Raw genomic sequence first — 14,684 nt, 5'->3', positions numbered from 1 at the left:
TTACTCCGTAATAAATGGCTCCAATACCGAATTAAACTCATCCGGCTTTTCCATCATCGGCGCATGGCCACATTCACTTAGCATAATGAGTTGTGCGTTTGGCAGCAGAGTTTTAAATTCAACAGCAACATCCGGGGGAGTGATATGATCATCGTTCCCCCATATTAAAAAAACAGGTGTTGATATTTCAGGAAGCCGGGCCGCAACATTATCCCGCTGTGCCGATTTTGCCGCTTTGATAGAGCATAGGCACTTGTTATTATCGGTAGTAACCCGCATCACTTCGTCAACCAGTTCATCGGTAGCAATAGCCGGGGCGTAAAATGTATAGGCCACCCGCTCATGGATATACTTACGGTTGCCGCGTTTCAGGAAGCTGCCAAACTGCGTGTTCTCATAAAGGCCCGAACTGCCGGTTAGCACCAGTTTTGAAACCTTATGCGGATATAAATGCGTGTAACGGATAGCCAGGTGCCCGCCAAGCGAATTACCAATAAGGATCACATTTTGCAAATTGGCTGAATTAACCAATCCGTCGAGAAACTCTATCAGGTATTCTAAAGTGTCGCCTGTATATTTTTCATATAGCGGGAGCTGCGGTACATGGATATCAAACCGGTTTTCAAAATGATCGATAACGCCGTTCCAGTTGCTTAGGCCGCCAAATAATCCGTGAAGTAAAATGATGCTTTGTTTCATTGTTTAATAAAACAAAGCTATCGCCATGATCAATCTCCGGTTGTGACTACAATCACAAAACGCGGCCCCGTTATTTTAACAAGGATAACCTTGCACGGCTAAGCGCCTCCCGACTGATGTACAGGTAACGGGCAATATTGGTAAGCGATATTTTTTGAATGATGGCCGGTCGGCGTTCCATCAGGTAACGGTAACGCTGCAAAGGGCTTTTTAATGATAGTAGGTATTGATGCTCTGATTGCTGTTCCGAAATTTCCTGGTACAGCTGCAGGTTTACATGCAGCAGGTTCATGTGCAGGTTATAAAGCGGCTGCATTTTTTTAATATTGATGCGGAGGATCACCGCATCTTCCAGCGCCACAATGCTTACGGCCGAGGGCGCTTTTTTATTATAACTTTCGCAATTGGCCAAAAAATCATCAGCAAAAGCAAATTTGATGATCTTCTCCTGGCTATCCTCATCCAAAATAGTGTACTTGAACGAACCGGATATTACAAATGCCGAAAACCTTGCCACCTTTCCATACTTTAAAAAAGCATCGCCCTTTTTAATATGTTTTACGCTGGCCATTACATCCAATAACCGCCACTCTTCTTCGGTTACCCTTGGATATTTTTTTTGTAGCCGTTGGTATAATTGTAATTCCTGCTTCATTTGTAAGCCCCGGTTTTGATTTAAATTTGTTGCGGTAGTTAATCCAATCAACTAAGATAACATGCGGGCAAATATTTACATCCTCATACTATAAATTTTACTTTAAAACATCAATTGAAATAAATCCGAAAGTATTGTTTATCTGTTAATAGTTAGTTTAACGCTGATATCGCAGCGATTTTAAATTGTTAAATGAGTTCAACAAATAACTACAAGAGTGCTTTACTATCAACATAAATTACTTTTTAAAAAAATTTAAAAAGTTGCGATTTTAGTTTACACATCACACATAATTTATTAAATTACGGCCGCCATTTAAACCAGCATGAAACCGCTACCGGCCAACACTTAATAAACAATTTAAGCCGGCAGCTGCTTCATCTACCAACCAAACACCAACCAACCAATGAAAATTACATCGTTTGAAGAGTACAAAAAAGTTTACCAGCAAAGCGTTGAGCAGCCAGAACAATTCTGGGCCGGCATTGCCGATAATTTTTTATGGAAAAAGAAGTGGGATACCGTACTCGACTGGAATTTTAAAGAACCAAAAATAAAATGGTTCCAGGGTGCGCAGCTTAACATTACCGAAAACTGCCTCGACCGTCACCTCGAAACCCTTGGCGATAAACCGGCCATCATTTGGGAACCCAACGATCCCGAAGAAGACCACCGCATACTAACCTATCGCCAACTACACGATAAGGTATGCCAGTTTGCCAACGTACTCAAAAACAACGGCGCAAAAAAAGGCGACCGCATATGTATTTATATGCCGATGATCCCCGAGCTGGCAATAGCTGTTTTAGCCTGCGCGAGGATCGGTGCTATCCACTCGGTAGTGTTTGGCGGTTTTTCGGCACAATCCATTGCCGATAGGATCAACGATGCCGAGTGTAACATCGTGATCACCTGCGATGGCGGTAAACGCGGCAACAAAGAAGTGCCGCTTAAAACCGTTATTGACGATGCTTTGGTACAATGCCGTTCGGTTAAAAAAGTGATTGTGCTTACCCGCAGCCGTACCCCGGTTTCGATGATAAAAGGCCGTGATGTTTGGTGGGAAGATGAAATTAAAAAAGTAGAAACACAAGGAAACCCCGATTGCCCTGCTGAGGTAATGGATGCAGAAGATATGCTGTTTATCCTGTACACTTCAGGCTCAACCGGTAAACCGAAAGGCGTGGTACATACCTGCGGCGGTTATATGGTTTACGCGGGCTATACTTTTGCCAATGTGTTCCAGTACAACCAGGGCGAGGTTTATTTTTGTACTGCCGATATCGGCTGGATCACGGGTCACTCGTACATTGTGTACGGTCCGCTATCTCAGGGTGCTACTACTTTGATGTTTGAAGGCATCCCTACTTACCCGGATTGCGGCCGTTTCTGGGAGATTGTTGATAAATTTAAAGTAAACATATTATATACTGCGCCAACTGCCATCCGCTCGTTAATGAGCTTCGGGCTGGACCAGGTAAAAAACAAAGACCTCAGTTCACTTAAAAAATTAGGCTCGGTAGGCGAACCTATTAACGAAGAAGCATGGCACTGGTTTGATGATAACATTGGTAAAAACCGCTGCCCTATTGTTGATACCTGGTGGCAAACCGAAAATGGCGGTATCATGATCTCGCCTATCGCGGGTATCACTCCAACTAAACCAGGGTACGCTACACTGCCATTGCCAGGTGTTCAGCCTGTGTTGGTTGATGAAAACGGCAAAGTGATTGAAGGCAACGGCGTGAGCGGTAACCTTTGTATCAAATTCCCATGGCCAGGTATGCTGCGCACCACTTATGGCGATCATGAGCGCTGTCGCACCACCTACTTCGCCACTTACGAAAACATGTATTTTACCGGCGATGGTTGCTTACGCGATGAGGACGGTTACTACCGCATCACCGGCAGGGTAGATGATGTATTGAACGTATCAGGCCACCGCATTGGCACTGCCGAGGTAGAGAACGCCATCAATATGCACAGCAGCGTAGTTGAATCGGCAGTGGTGGGTTATCCGCACGATATCAAAGGCCAGGGTGTTTACGCCTATGTGGTTAGTCCGGATAAACATGGCGATGAGGATATTACACGTAAAGATATCATCATGACCGTATCGCGCATTATTGGTCCAATTGCTAAACCGGATAAGATCCAGTTTGTAACTGGCTTGCCAAAAACACGTTCGGGTAAAATTATGCGCCGTATTTTGCGTAAGATAGCTGAGGGCGATACCTCCAACCTGGGCGATACCAGTACGCTGCTTGATCCCGGAGTTGTTGATGAGATCAAGGCAGGAGCTTTGTAATTAAAATACTTTAGTTAATTTTAACAATAAGTATAACCAACGCGTCGTTGCGAGGTACGAAACAATCTCCGATTTGCAGGTTAACCCTGTATTGTTTGGGATTGCTTCGTACCTCGCAATGACGTTTTTTAAATATCTCCATAGAAAATGAGTGACACAGGGAGCAATAAGGATAAGATCAAGAAGATAACATTGCTTCTTGCCTCTTTACTCTTGATCTCCTGCTTCTCCTTCGCTCAAACCAAACACAACCTCGATTTTTTCACTACTCAACACCAGTTTTATCTTTGCGATTCTGTCTTCACAGGCACTACGGGCGATACTACCTTTTGGAATAACGATGCTCAAATAGCCCGCTTAGGCACCACCGAAGATATTATCGGCATAAAAATAGCCAGCTTCGGCCACGTAAAAGCTGAGTTGAATGTTTTGCATACTGCCGATACTGAAAAAGAATTTGGCAGATATGACCATGTGGTTGAGGGAAGCGTAAAGCTGAGTTCGGGTATTATGGAGATCCTGAATTTTCCGGATACAAAAATCATACTGAAAGCTATTGTTACACCGGGTAGATACCGCGTGCGCATATACTCATATGCCATTAAAAATGTAAACCCCGAAGATGATGAAGGGACAGATCATTATAAGATAACCCTTTGGCCGGGGGAAGGGCGTGAACGGAAGGTGTTGAAAGCGTTTAAGGAATAGTAACTAAATTTCCATCAAACAAGACTGGTCGAGGTTTAGCGATAGCGTAACTTCGACCAAAACAAAGAAAAAAAAGATATTAAAAATCCAGGCCGATACGTTTATTGAGGCCTTCATTACCGATTCGGTAAACCCGTTCAACCGGAACCTGCAGTTCGTTTAATTTACCGGCATCAAGCAGTTGCTTTTGCTCTTTAACAAACTCGGTAACATCCTCTATTTTCCTGATCTGCTTTTTTCCAAAGTTTTTAAGCACATCATCTTTTAAGCCTAACTGTATGGCGCGGCATTCTTGTTTGTTACCGTACGCGTCATGATCCGGATCCCATTGCATGCGGACCGCCTTCTGTTCCAAATCGGCACGCCATTGATCATGACGTTCGTGATACTGAGGATTAAACGATGAAATCACCGCCTCGTTCAGTATCGATTCAAAATCAGCCTTATCAATCCACAAAGCCAATACACTTTCCTGGTTCTCCTTTGCAGCCCAGCCACAGCGGTACATCATCCACAAAAAATTAGGCTTTATCCACGACATGCGGTTGTAACTATACTCCGGGCCGCCTAAAAACTGATTAGCTACCGCGAAATTGGCAATACTTTTTTTGTAGGCCTGGTAAACCACTATTTGCTCACTTGTTTGATGAGCCAGGATGTGTTGCCCTGTTTTGGGCCACTGCTCCAGGCCCTGCGTATAAAATTCTGTTATTATATTCATACTATAATATAACGAATTTTCTTCAAAATAACAAGGGCTCCAAAAGTCTCCCTTCAGGGGAGATTTAGAGGCTTTTCGCAAACCATCCCCAATCCCAACCGTTACTCATATACATCTAAATAAAAAACATCATGGATAAATTAGAAATAAAAGGCGGCTGGAACGAACTGAAAGGAAAAATCAAACAAGCCTACGGCGACCTTACCGACGATGATCTAACCTGGCAGGAAGGTAAAGACGATGAAACATTAGGAAAGCTTCAGCAAAAAACGGGCAAAACCCGCGATGAGCTGGTGAAGTGGATAAACAGTTTATAAGAATTTGAAAAGCTCCGGAGACGGGGCTTTTTACTTAAAAAGCTTTGTCAGTTCGATACTTAAGCCTTGCAAGATGACAGAATTTAAAATTTCATTTTTCTGGGCTTTCTGATGAAGATGATAAACACCATTCTGTAATAAATAGAGATCGGCATTTTCCTGTACAGGGTCTATTATAATGTACTCCTTAACACCAAACTTTTCGTAGATGTCTTTTTTCTGCCTCAAATCATAATAGGCATTAGATGGTGATAATATTTCAATGATTAAATCGGGGGCACCCTCTAATCTATTTTTTACCAGTTCGGCAACCCGATTTTCTGAGATATATAAGATATCAGGCTGTAAAACATTAACATCATTAAACATTACATCCATAGGAGCACTTACCAAAAAGCCATTATCCTCTTTTTGATCCAAAAAATTGGCAATAGCCTGAGTGATTTTAACAGAAATAACTTGGTGAATAGGAATAGGTGAAGGCGACCTAATTAAATCATAATTGATCAACTGAAACGGCGTACCTTCCTCAAGCATCAAATAATCATCCACGGTGAATCTTTTCTTATCAGCAATCAGCATACATTAAATATAACTAATTTCGCACAATGAAAAAAGCCAATCCTACCATACTTGTTGTTAATGACGATGGCATTACCGCACCGGGTATCAAAGCCCTGATGGATGCCATGACCGGGATAGGTCGCGTTGTTGTGGTTGCTCCGGATAGCCCGCAATCGGGTATGGGGCACGCTATTACCATTGGCAAACCTTTACGGTTAGATAAGGTGGATATTTACGAGGGCATCGAAATGTACCGTTGCTCTGGCACCCCGGTTGATTGTGTGAAGCTGGCCGTTAACAAGATCTTTAAAGGCCAAAAACCCGATCTGTGCGTATCTGGTATTAACCATGGTTTAAATAACTCTATCAACGTATTATACTCGGGCACTATGTCGGCAGCAGTTGAAGGGGCTATTGAGAGTATTCCTTCAATTGGTTTTTCGTTAGATGATTATACTTTACAAGCTGACTTTGAGCCTTGTATTAAATATGTAAAAGAAGTTGCCTTGCAGGTTTTGGCCAATGGTTTACCGCATGCTACTTTATTAAACGTAAACTTTCCGGCAGGGAAAGATATCAAAGGCATAAAGATCTGTCGCCAGGCTTCGGCAAAATGGGCCGAGGAGTTTGATGAGCGAGTTGATCCGCATAAACGCCCTTATTACTGGCTTACCGGCGTATTCCAGTTAAATGATGGTGGTGAGGATACCGATGTTTGGGCTTTAGATAATGGTTATGCATCAGTTGTTCCGGTTCAGTTTGATATGACGGCCCATCATGCCATCCCTTACTTAAACAACTGGAAGTTTAACGTATAATTTATGCTGAACAAAAACGATATCTCCGCAGGCTTGCTCATCGGTGCCATATTGCCGGGCATAAGCCTGTTTGTTTTTTGGTTCCTGCTTAAAAACCAGGTTGCCTTTATGAACAAGCCGGGCATACCCTATTTTACGGCCTTTGCAATTAACCTGTTTATCCTCCGCTACTTTTATGTTAAAGGAGCTGATAAAACGGGTAATGGCATTGCCATGATCTCGCTTTTGTTCTTACTGGCTATTTTCATTTTTAAACTACAAGCACTATAATGAAATATTACCTGGTAGCCGGCGAAGCTTCGGGCGATTTGCACGGGGCCAACTTAATGAAAGCCCTTAAAAGTCTCGACCCACAGGCCGATTTCCGCTTTTTTGGCGGCGACTTGATGCAGGCCGAAGGCGGCACCCTGGTAAAGCATTATGCCGACATGGCCTTTATGGGTTTTGTAGAGGTTATAGCCAATTTGCAAACTATCCTTAAAAACCTAAAATCGTGCAAGCAGGATATTTCGGCATACCAGCCGGATGTCTTGGTATTGATAGATTTTCCAGGCTTCAACCTCAAAATAGCTGAATATGCCAAGGCGCAGGGCATTTTAGTTTGCTACTATATTTCGCCCAAAGTCTGGGCCTGGAACCAAAAGCGGGTATTGAAGATCAAACGGATTGTTGATCATCTGTTTTGTATCCTGCCTTTCGAGGTTGATTTTTATAAAACATGGGGTATGGATGTTGACTATGTTGGCAATCCCCTGCTTGATGCTGTTTCGGCATTTCAGGCCGATCCGGATTTTCTTCAAAAAAATAACCTTGCCGGCAAAAACATCATCGCTTTGCTGCCCGGTAGCCGCAAACAGGAAATTAGTCGTTTACTCCCTGATATGGTTAAAGCCGCGTCGCAATTTTCTGAATACCAATTTGTGGTGGCAGGCGCGCCTTCTTTTCAGGCTGATTACTACGATCAACATTTAGATGGCAATGCCATCCCTATAGTGTTTAATTCTACTTATGATATTTTATCGCATGCTCGGGCGGCCATTGTAGCCTCGGGAACTGCCACGCTCGAAACCGCTTTGTTTAACGTGCCGCAGGTAGTTGTTTATAAAGGTGGCAAAGTGACCATTGCCATAGCCCGGATGCTGGTGAAGCTTAAATTCATCTCGCTGGTAAACCTTATTATGGATAAGCTTGTGGTAAAGGAGTTGATACAGGAAGAATGCACTGCCGAAAAAATTGGCAATGAGCTTTGTCTTTTGATCAATGATGCCGTCTATCGTCAAACCATGCTGGCCAATTATGATGAGCTTGATGTGCGGATGGGACAACCGGGCGCATCGGCTAAGACTGCGGGGCTTATTGTGAAGTACGCAGCCAAAGCATAATCGCCTCGGATAATTATCACAAATGAAAATAATAAGCAAGTAAGACTTACGAAGTTTTAAAAACTTCGTAAGTCTGGATTCTACATTACCTACTCATGCAAAACCAGTATCGCCTTTACCGATTTATTCATCACCTGGTTAACTGTGCTCCGGGTAAATAAGCGATAAACAATGTTATGGTGATGTTTCACCAAACACAACATATCAGTTTCGTGCGATTCAATAAACTTCATGATGCCGTTAAGGGCGCTGCTATCCTCTATATAGTTAAACTCCAGCTCAGTATGTTTAATAACATCGCGTAAACGGGTTTCCCAAACCTGCACTTGTTGCTGGTCGGTTTTTTCGGCAACATAAAGCACCTGCATTTTTGCCGAGCCGAATGCTTTGATCATCTCATTCAAAGCGTTCACATCGGTAGCTGAAAGCCGGGTTTCAAAATCGGTGGCCAGGGTTATCATCGGTACGTTTTCAAACTTGCTTTCCAGCGGAATGATCAATGTCGGGATCTTTATTTTGGTTACCACCATGCTGGCGTTACTGCCCACTATGCCGCTGATGCCTGTAGCACCCATAATGCCCATCACCAGTAATTCAACCGGATTCGTTTCAACATACTTGGTTATCACTGTTTTTAAAAAGCCGACATCGCAAAGGGTGGTTACCTTAACGTTTTTATACTTATCGTCGGTGCTGTAAACGCTTGCCCAATCTTTTAACGCCTCACGTTTATTGTTATAATAGTCTTCAATAAATATAGCATTGTAAGTGCTGTTATTAATGCCCTCGGTAGGGTGAATGGCGTGGATAGCACAAACTTCACGGCCTAATATATTGGCCAGTTCCATAGCATAGGCCATAGCATTGGCGGCGCATTTTGAAAAATCGGTTGCAACCAGGATCTGTTTCATGTTCGGGATCAGATAAACAAATGAAAAAGCATGAATAATAAAAATGCTAAAATTATAGCTACCGGCAAAGTAAGTACCCAAGCCAGCGCAATATTTTTAAGGGTTTTGTTATTTAAATTACCCTTCCCGCCCGATGCCACCATAGCACCGGCAATGCCGCTTGATAACACGTGCGTTGTACTTACGGGCAACCCCAGTCCGGTACTAAGCCCTATGGTAGATGCTGCCACAATTTCGGAGGTTACGCCCTGTGCGTAGTTTAAATGTTCGTTACCTATCTTTTCGCCAATGGTAACTACAATCCTTTTCCAGCCTATCATGGTGCCCAAGCCAAGAGATAATGAAATAATGGCTATAACCCACACCGGGGCAAAATCGGTTACGTGCTCCAACTCGTTGGCTGCGTTGGTAAGCGTTTGCTTTTCCTGCTCATTAAGCGGCACCTTGTTATCCTTAATAACAGCGCGGATATCTTTGATCAAACTCTCAACCTGTTTACGGTAGCGGTAAGTTTTAGCTACTTCCTTTTCATTTTTTTCAGCAAGTGATTGTTTAGTTTGATCAATAGCTGTCGAAAGTGTTGTAATAGCAGGCTCTTTATTAGTATTATCAGTTAGTTTAACCTTAACTACCTGCTCGGTTTGGTTAAGGGCGGTCATTACCTTATCGTTAGAGATAGCATGATTAACCGCGAAACGGGCAGGTATAAACGCTATCAATATCAGCATAAATAAGCCCACACCTTTTTGCCCATCGTTACTGCCGTGAAAAAAGCTCACCAGCGTACAAGTGGTTACTAATAGCAGGCGGATATGGATCGGCGGCCTGTCGTTCTCCCCGCTGGGGATATGGAACAACGCGTGCGATTTAGTAACATGTTTCAAAAATAACATCAGCAACGCCGCCGCGCCAAAGCCAATAAGCGGTGATAAGATCAATGAAGAGCCTATCTCGCCAGCTTTTTCCCAGTTTACACCCGGGCCATTATAAAACCAGGTAAATGCCAGTCCGCCGCCAATCATCGAACCGATCATGGTGTGCGAGCTTGAACATGGGATGCCTAAATACCATGTGCCCAGGTTCCAGATAATTGAAGATAGCAATACAGATAGTACCAGGCATGCCCCTACGCTCACCGGCAAGGTCATCAAGCTATCAAGCGGTACCAACTTTAAAATACCCATAGCTACGGTAACACCGCCCAAACAAACACCCAAAAAATTCCAGGTGCCCGACCATGGTATGGCATAAACTGGCTTCAGCGCTTTGGTATAAATAACAGTAGCCACAGCGTTGGCGGTATCATGAAAACCGTTAACAAATTCAAAGCCTATAACGGCGAGTATGCAGAGCAGGAAAACGGCCAAAAGCGATCCGCTAAGATCAACCTGGCCGATAAAAGGGAGGATAACAGCGGGGGTAAAAAAATGCATAGAACAGCGTTTATCACCGGCTTATTTCATCTTAACCCGGCACGTTATCAAATAACCGGTTTAGGCGTTTCTTTAAAGCAACCAGAGTGTTAACATATTGTTATTTAATATGTTTAAATGTTTAACATGGGAAAGATCGTTGGGATTAAGAGATTGTCTGAATCAGAATTTACAGATTAACAGAATAAATAGTCGAGATAATGGTATTCTGCTAATTCTAAAATTCTGTAAATTCTGATTCAGACAAACAAACAAAGCCCTGTTTTTGGCAGGGCTTTATCGTTTTCATAGGTGTGATGCTGTACTGTATATATGTTGATCAGGCTGCATTAAGCGTTTGCTGTGCTGCTACCTGCTTGTTGTTTTTGAACTGATTACGTTCACGGTAGTTTTTAAGATCTTCCCTTAATAGCTCTAATAATTCACTATCAAAACGGGCCATTAGTTTGGTGATTGCTGGGGTTGGTTGATATGCTTTCATAGGTAGATGTAGGTAGTAGTGTTTTTATATAGTGTTGATTATGCTGCCGAGTTAAGGTATTGTTTAGCTTTTACAGCTTTTAAATCGCTCATGATAATTGCTTTAAGGGCGTTATCAAAACTTGCAATCAGTTTAGTTGTTGATGGTTGTTTTTGAGTTTTCATTGCTTTCAGGTATTAGTGCGTTTAATATTTTAATTTCTTTTATTAATCTTCTTTTTCTTCGCCCTCTTTATTTTCGCTGAGGTTATCGTGGCGGCGCTTTGCTTCGTTGTACTGCCTCAATATTTGCTCCTCATCGCGGGCATCTGATGTTTTGGTCGGCTCAACCGGGTTATCCCATTCCTTATCGTCTTCAACCCTTGCCACTTTGTTTTTAGCTTCCATAACAACTGCGTTTGATAGGATACAATCCAATACAATGCCAAACTTTTAAATTGGAGTAAAAAATGTCATTAAAAGCTCAGATATTTTTTACATTAAAATGTAAATACCTGTTTTTGAACAACTTTTAAAACGAATAATTTTTTACTTTTTTTGAAGAAAATTGAAAGCCACCATAAAAACAGGTGTTCGGCCCTGATCAATTACCGAACATCAGATACACCAGCGGACGCTTTTTTGTAGCTTAACACATGCACCGCGAGTACAATTACAGATAGGATGATACCGATAACGCATACCCCGCTCCACTGGTAAGTTATCCAAACCTGGCTGGCTAAGAAGCTACCCAGCGCGCCGCCTATAAAATAAGACACCATGTACACTGTATTGATGCGGTTACGGGCCTCGGGAATAAGCGCAAATATGATAGACTGGTTGGAAATGTGCGTAGCCTGCACACCCAGATCTAAAACAATTACCCCTATAACAAGACCGGCTACGCTGTTGCCGGAAAAATAAAATATTATAAAAGAGATAAGGATAAGCGACAGTGTGTAACCCGATAATGTATGGGCTTCCATTTTATCACTCAGCCAGCCCATTAACCCTGCTGCCAAAGCCCCAAAAACCCCTACCAAACCAAACATACCTGCAGCCGAGCTGCCCAGATTAAATTGGGGCTGCTTAAGTAAAAACACAAGTGTTGTCCAGAAGGCGCTGAAACAGGCAAAACATAAAGCCCCCCTAAAAGCGGCCATGCGTAATTTAGGCTGTGTTTTAACCAAATACACCAATGATTTCATCAACTTACCATAGTTACCTTTATAATCGGGTTCAACCTCGGGCAAAAACAAAAATATCATCAGCCAAATGAGCACCATTAGTCCGGCAGCTATATAATACATAGCCCTCCAGCCAAAGTGCGCGCCAACAAAACCACTTACCACTCGTGAAAGTAATATCCCTACCAATAATCCGCTCATTACAAAACCAATTTTTTTACCGCGCTCATGCGGTTTGGCCAAATGCGCGGTCATGGGGATAAGTAGTTGTGGAATAACTGATGATACACCAACCAAAAAGCCTGCTATCATCATTAAAACTGCCGACTGAGCCATGGCACTCCCTATTAAAGCGATGATCACCAATACCAGATCAATCAAAATAAGCCGTTTACGTTTAAGCATATCAGCCAGGGGCACGATAAATAGCAAGCCTGTTGCGTAACCAACTTGCGTGAAAAGCGAAATTTGTTGTGCTTTTTTATCGTTCACTTTAAAAGTATGAGCCATATCGGCCAGTAATGGCTGGCTATAGTATATGTTGGCCACCACCAAACAGGTTGCGATGATCATGATCCAAAGTGTTAAGGTTGTAAGGTGCGGATGTTGTTTTTGGGTAGCTGTAGTTGACATATTTTTAAAGAAGATGTATTTTCGCGGTAAAATTGTTAAAGCTTATTTAAAAAATTGCTTTGTTAAAGTAATTTTTGTTCGGCAACTGCGTTTAGGAGATAAATTGATTTAGCAACACATCGTTCTTTAACAAATCAAAAAAGTAAGATTTAACAAAAAAATAACACCAATTTTAGTTCTTATTTAAGAAAACAAACCTAAAAATCACTTTTAATCAGATTTTAATCTTAAAAATTATTAAAATATGGATTAAAACACGTTGTTTTCATAAAAAAATCCATTTAAAGTTATCTTTTTGTAAAATTTAAAAACAAAAACATAAATATTTCATTGTCAAATAAAGCTGCCATTCAAATTGAAATTAATTTTTCAAAAAATTAGCAGATTAATAATGATTTATTCTTATTTTTGACAATAAGATATCGGAACAACAAGTAATTAATAAAACTTACAAAAAAATTACAAAGAAAAATTTCCGAATATCAAAAGTTAGTGTTACTTTTACACCGTGTTAAAGATAACACCACATAAAATAGTCTTCTCATAATTTAGGTTTATAATTGGTTAGTAAAGGCCCCTGCCCATCAGGGGCTTTACTTTTTTAAAAACTTTAGGTTTACGCCACACTGCTTCAACAAAACCATTTAATTACAAAAAACAAAGCCGTTTATTTCATTCCTTTCAAACAAAATCTATCATCTAACAAAAAACTCCTAACCAGTTACGGCCAGGAGTTTCGAATATCGATTGTAAAATATTTTTAATGAAAAACCGGGATAGCCGGGAAGTAATAGCCTGAATATGGCAAATCGCCTACCTGGGTTCCGTTCAAATCATAAAAATAAAGATCATTAACACCGTAGTTTGTACCAAAGCCCGATTGCACTGTGGTAACAGCCAATTGGTTTGTTTGCGGCACATAACCCACACCCGAACCATAAAGCTCTTTACCTGCCGGGATAGTAATAAACGGACTTGTAAGCGAAGCGGCAATGCCGTCAATATACCTGTAAATAGTAGTACCGCCGCTAAAGGTGCCGTTGTTGGCAATGTAAACGGTATTGTTTTGGGTTGATGCTGTGATAGAACCGGGATGCCATGCAAACCAGGTACCGTTAGCGGTAAATGGTAAGGTAATAGTAGTTACCGCCAAAGTAGATGGGTTAATTTTGATAAGCGATGTACCACCCGCGGCCCATACCGAGCCATCCGGAGTTTTGGTAAACGCCACTACCATCCCCGATATAGTTTTAGCTACCGAGTAATCAGATACGTTTAACACTACGACGCCTTTGCTTTGCGATAAAACGAAAATGTAATTACCAGACTTGATCATATCACCAACACTACCCGTTACACTGGTTAATTTTGTACCGGTAGTATAGGTTGTTAAATTGAAGGGATACACGCCGTTTGCCGAACTCAACAAACCTTTGGTGGCATCAATACCCACAAAAGCCTGCCAGTTATTGCTACCCACGGCTGCTATCCTACCAAGTTCAACCAGCGAGTACGGATCAGTAACCACAACCGGGCCGCCAACTTTCGATACCAGGAACAACTTGTTATTAAATATAGTTCCATACTCAAGCGTTGAGCTGGCCGGATTTAAATTTTTGCCCGGATTTTCTTTAGTAAAAATGCTATCCTGTTTGGTGCCGGTCGCGAAGCTGTAAAAGCTTACACTCCCCGTACCGTGGCCATACCAGCCTTCGTTGATCAGGAAAAAGCCATTATCATATTTCCCTAATGATTGCGCTTTAACATTTTTAGTATTGGCCGGTTGTGTATCAATTGCCTGGTCCTTTTTACAAGAGCTTACCGCCAATACTAAAGCGGCAAGCGCTAATGCCCCAAACCGGGTGGTAATTAGTTTTTTCATGGTAGAT

Annotated in this window: 17 protein-coding genes; 6 read left to right on the top strand and 11 right to left on the bottom strand. The window is 42.0% G+C overall.

From position 1 onward, the window contains the following. Both AAFN85_RS02715 and AAFN85_RS02710 read right to left on the bottom strand, forming a co-directional pair. Positions 1–699, bottom strand: coding sequence for an alpha/beta hydrolase (locus AAFN85_RS02715; RefSeq protein WP_347525417.1), 699 nt, complete (start codon positions 697–699; stop codon positions 1–3). A gap of 70 nt (positions 700–769) precedes the next feature. Beyond that, complete coding sequence (locus AAFN85_RS02710; RefSeq protein WP_347525416.1) at positions 770–1,354, bottom strand: Crp/Fnr family transcriptional regulator; 585 nt, start codon at positions 1,352–1,354, stop codon at positions 770–772. Between the two features lie 406 nt (positions 1,355–1,760). On the opposite strand from AAFN85_RS02710, the gene acs reads away from it, so the two are divergent. Together acs and AAFN85_RS02700 are read left to right on the top strand one after the other, a co-directional pair. Continuing rightward, positions 1,761–3,662 (top strand): acetate--CoA ligase, encoded by a 1,902-nt coding sequence (acs, locus tag AAFN85_RS02705; protein ID WP_347525415.1) that lies wholly within the window; start codon positions 1,761–1,763, stop codon positions 3,660–3,662. A 147-nt stretch (positions 3,663–3,809) separates the two neighbouring features. Further along, on the top strand, positions 3,810–4,370 hold the full coding sequence (locus tag AAFN85_RS02700) for a hypothetical protein (protein ID WP_347525414.1): 561 nt from the start codon (positions 3,810–3,812) through the stop codon (positions 4,368–4,370). Positions 4,371–4,449: 79 nt separating this feature from the next. Here the strand turns inward: AAFN85_RS02700 and AAFN85_RS02695 are convergent, their stop codons facing one another. Beyond that, a complete protein-coding gene (locus tag AAFN85_RS02695) occupies positions 4,450–5,091 on the bottom strand; it encodes a DUF4291 domain-containing protein (RefSeq protein WP_347525413.1) in 642 nt (213 codons plus the stop codon). A 131-nt stretch (positions 5,092–5,222) separates the two neighbouring features. Between AAFN85_RS02695 and AAFN85_RS02690 the strand changes: the two genes are divergently transcribed. After that, a complete protein-coding gene (locus AAFN85_RS02690) occupies positions 5,223–5,408 on the top strand; it encodes a CsbD family protein (RefSeq protein ID WP_091208858.1) in 186 nt (61 codons plus the stop codon). Between the two features lie 30 nt (positions 5,409–5,438). On the opposite strand, the gene AAFN85_RS02685 is transcribed toward AAFN85_RS02690, so the two are convergent. Then, on the bottom strand, positions 5,439–5,990 hold the full coding sequence (locus AAFN85_RS02685) for a Uma2 family endonuclease (RefSeq protein ID WP_347525412.1): 552 nt from the start codon (positions 5,988–5,990) through the stop codon (positions 5,439–5,441). 26 nt (positions 5,991–6,016) lie between these two features. Between AAFN85_RS02685 and surE the strand changes: the two genes are divergently transcribed. From surE to lpxB, 3 genes are read left to right on the top strand one after another with little or no spacing between them, the layout of a single operon-like run. Continuing rightward, positions 6,017–6,790 carry a 5'/3'-nucleotidase SurE gene (gene surE / locus AAFN85_RS02680; RefSeq protein WP_347525411.1) on the top strand — a complete coding sequence of 258 codons (774 nt, stop codon included), beginning with the start codon at positions 6,017–6,019 and terminating at the stop codon, positions 6,788–6,790. Positions 6,791–6,793: 3 nt separating this feature from the next. Continuing rightward, positions 6,794–7,060, top strand: a complete 267-nt coding sequence (locus tag AAFN85_RS02675; protein WP_347525410.1) for a hypothetical protein — start codon at positions 6,794–6,796, stop codon at positions 7,058–7,060. Next, positions 7,060–8,172, top strand: a complete 1,113-nt coding sequence (lpxB, locus tag AAFN85_RS02670) for a lipid-A-disaccharide synthase (protein ID WP_347525409.1) — start codon at positions 7,060–7,062, stop codon at positions 8,170–8,172. Before AAFN85_RS02675 ends, lpxB begins: the two co-directional genes overlap by 1 nt. 89 nt (positions 8,173–8,261) lie before the next feature. On the opposite strand, the gene AAFN85_RS02665 is transcribed toward lpxB, so the two are convergent. The 7 genes from AAFN85_RS02665 to AAFN85_RS02635 all read right to left on the bottom strand — a co-directional run bounded on the left by AAFN85_RS02665 (position 8,262) and on the right by AAFN85_RS02635 (position 14,677). Beyond that, positions 8,262–9,083: a universal stress protein gene (locus AAFN85_RS02665; protein ID WP_347525408.1), complete on the bottom strand. Its 822-nt coding sequence runs from the start codon at positions 9,081–9,083 to the stop codon at positions 8,262–8,264. An 8-nt stretch (positions 9,084–9,091) separates the two neighbouring features. Beyond that, positions 9,092–10,516 carry an inorganic phosphate transporter gene (locus tag AAFN85_RS02660; protein WP_347525407.1) on the bottom strand — a complete coding sequence of 475 codons (1,425 nt, stop codon included), beginning with the start codon at positions 10,514–10,516 and terminating at the stop codon, positions 9,092–9,094. Between the two features lie 319 nt (positions 10,517–10,835). After that, positions 10,836–10,997 (bottom strand): hypothetical protein, encoded by a 162-nt coding sequence (locus AAFN85_RS02655; RefSeq protein ID WP_347525406.1) that lies wholly within the window; start codon positions 10,995–10,997, stop codon positions 10,836–10,838. Positions 10,998–11,035: 38 nt separating this feature from the next. Beyond that, the gene (locus AAFN85_RS02650) at positions 11,036–11,161 is read right to left on the bottom strand and encodes a hypothetical protein (protein WP_281024302.1); all 126 of its coding nucleotides are present in this window, start codon (positions 11,159–11,161) and stop codon (positions 11,036–11,038) included. Positions 11,162–11,203: 42 nt separating this feature from the next. Further along, complete coding sequence (locus AAFN85_RS02645) at positions 11,204–11,383, bottom strand: hypothetical protein (protein WP_347525405.1); 180 nt, start codon at positions 11,381–11,383, stop codon at positions 11,204–11,206. Between the two features lie 200 nt (positions 11,384–11,583). Continuing rightward, a complete protein-coding gene (locus AAFN85_RS02640; protein WP_347525404.1) occupies positions 11,584–12,795 on the bottom strand; it encodes an MFS transporter in 1,212 nt (403 codons plus the stop codon). Positions 12,796–13,555: 760 nt separating this feature from the next. Beyond that, positions 13,556–14,677: a DUF5074 domain-containing protein gene (locus AAFN85_RS02635; protein WP_347525403.1), complete on the bottom strand. Its 1,122-nt coding sequence runs from the start codon at positions 14,675–14,677 to the stop codon at positions 13,556–13,558. Between the last annotated feature and the right edge of the window lie 7 nt (positions 14,678–14,684).

Source organism: Mucilaginibacter sp. CAU 1740 (genome assembly GCF_039839285.1).
In the GTDB taxonomy this organism is placed as follows: domain Bacteria; phylum Bacteroidota; class Bacteroidia; order Sphingobacteriales; family Sphingobacteriaceae; genus Mucilaginibacter.
The sequence above is the reverse complement of the archived record's forward strand: the minus strand, read 5'-3'. Positions and strand labels throughout refer to the sequence as shown.

Coding starts and splice junctions, on each gene's coding strand:
- AAFN85_RS02660 (WP_347525407.1), bottom strand. CDS start 10,516: ATGCATTTTTTTACCCCCGCTGTTATCCTCCCTTTTATCGGCCAGGTT.
- AAFN85_RS02700 (WP_347525414.1), top strand. CDS start 3,810: ATGAGTGACACAGGGAGCAATAAGGATAAGATCAAGAAGATAACATTG.
- AAFN85_RS02690 (WP_091208858.1), top strand. CDS start 5,223: ATGGATAAATTAGAAATAAAAGGCGGCTGGAACGAACTGAAAGGAAAA.
- AAFN85_RS02650 (WP_281024302.1), bottom strand. CDS start 11,161: ATGAAAACTCAAAAACAACCATCAACAACTAAACTGATTGCAAGTTTT.
- surE (WP_347525411.1), top strand. CDS start 6,017: ATGAAAAAAGCCAATCCTACCATACTTGTTGTTAATGACGATGGCATT.
- AAFN85_RS02655 (WP_347525406.1), bottom strand. CDS start 10,997: ATGAAAGCATATCAACCAACCCCAGCAATCACCAAACTAATGGCCCGT.
- AAFN85_RS02645 (WP_347525405.1), bottom strand. CDS start 11,383: ATGGAAGCTAAAAACAAAGTGGCAAGGGTTGAAGACGATAAGGAATGG.
- AAFN85_RS02640 (WP_347525404.1), bottom strand. CDS start 12,795: ATGTCAACTACAGCTACCCAAAAACAACATCCGCACCTTACAACCTTA.
- lpxB (WP_347525409.1), top strand. CDS start 7,060: ATGAAATATTACCTGGTAGCCGGCGAAGCTTCGGGCGATTTGCACGGG.
- AAFN85_RS02635 (WP_347525403.1), bottom strand. CDS start 14,677: ATGAAAAAACTAATTACCACCCGGTTTGGGGCATTAGCGCTTGCCGCT.
- AAFN85_RS02675 (WP_347525410.1), top strand. CDS start 6,794: ATGCTGAACAAAAACGATATCTCCGCAGGCTTGCTCATCGGTGCCATA.
- AAFN85_RS02685 (WP_347525412.1), bottom strand. CDS start 5,990: ATGCTGATTGCTGATAAGAAAAGATTCACCGTGGATGATTATTTGATG.
- AAFN85_RS02695 (WP_347525413.1), bottom strand. CDS start 5,091: ATGAATATAATAACAGAATTTTATACGCAGGGCCTGGAGCAGTGGCCC.
- AAFN85_RS02665 (WP_347525408.1), bottom strand. CDS start 9,083: ATGAAACAGATCCTGGTTGCAACCGATTTTTCAAAATGCGCCGCCAAT.
- AAFN85_RS02710 (WP_347525416.1), bottom strand. CDS start 1,354: ATGAAGCAGGAATTACAATTATACCAACGGCTACAAAAAAAATATCCA.
- AAFN85_RS02715 (WP_347525417.1), bottom strand. CDS start 699: ATGAAACAAAGCATCATTTTACTTCACGGATTATTTGGCGGCCTAAGC.
- acs (WP_347525415.1), top strand. CDS start 1,761: ATGAAAATTACATCGTTTGAAGAGTACAAAAAAGTTTACCAGCAAAGC.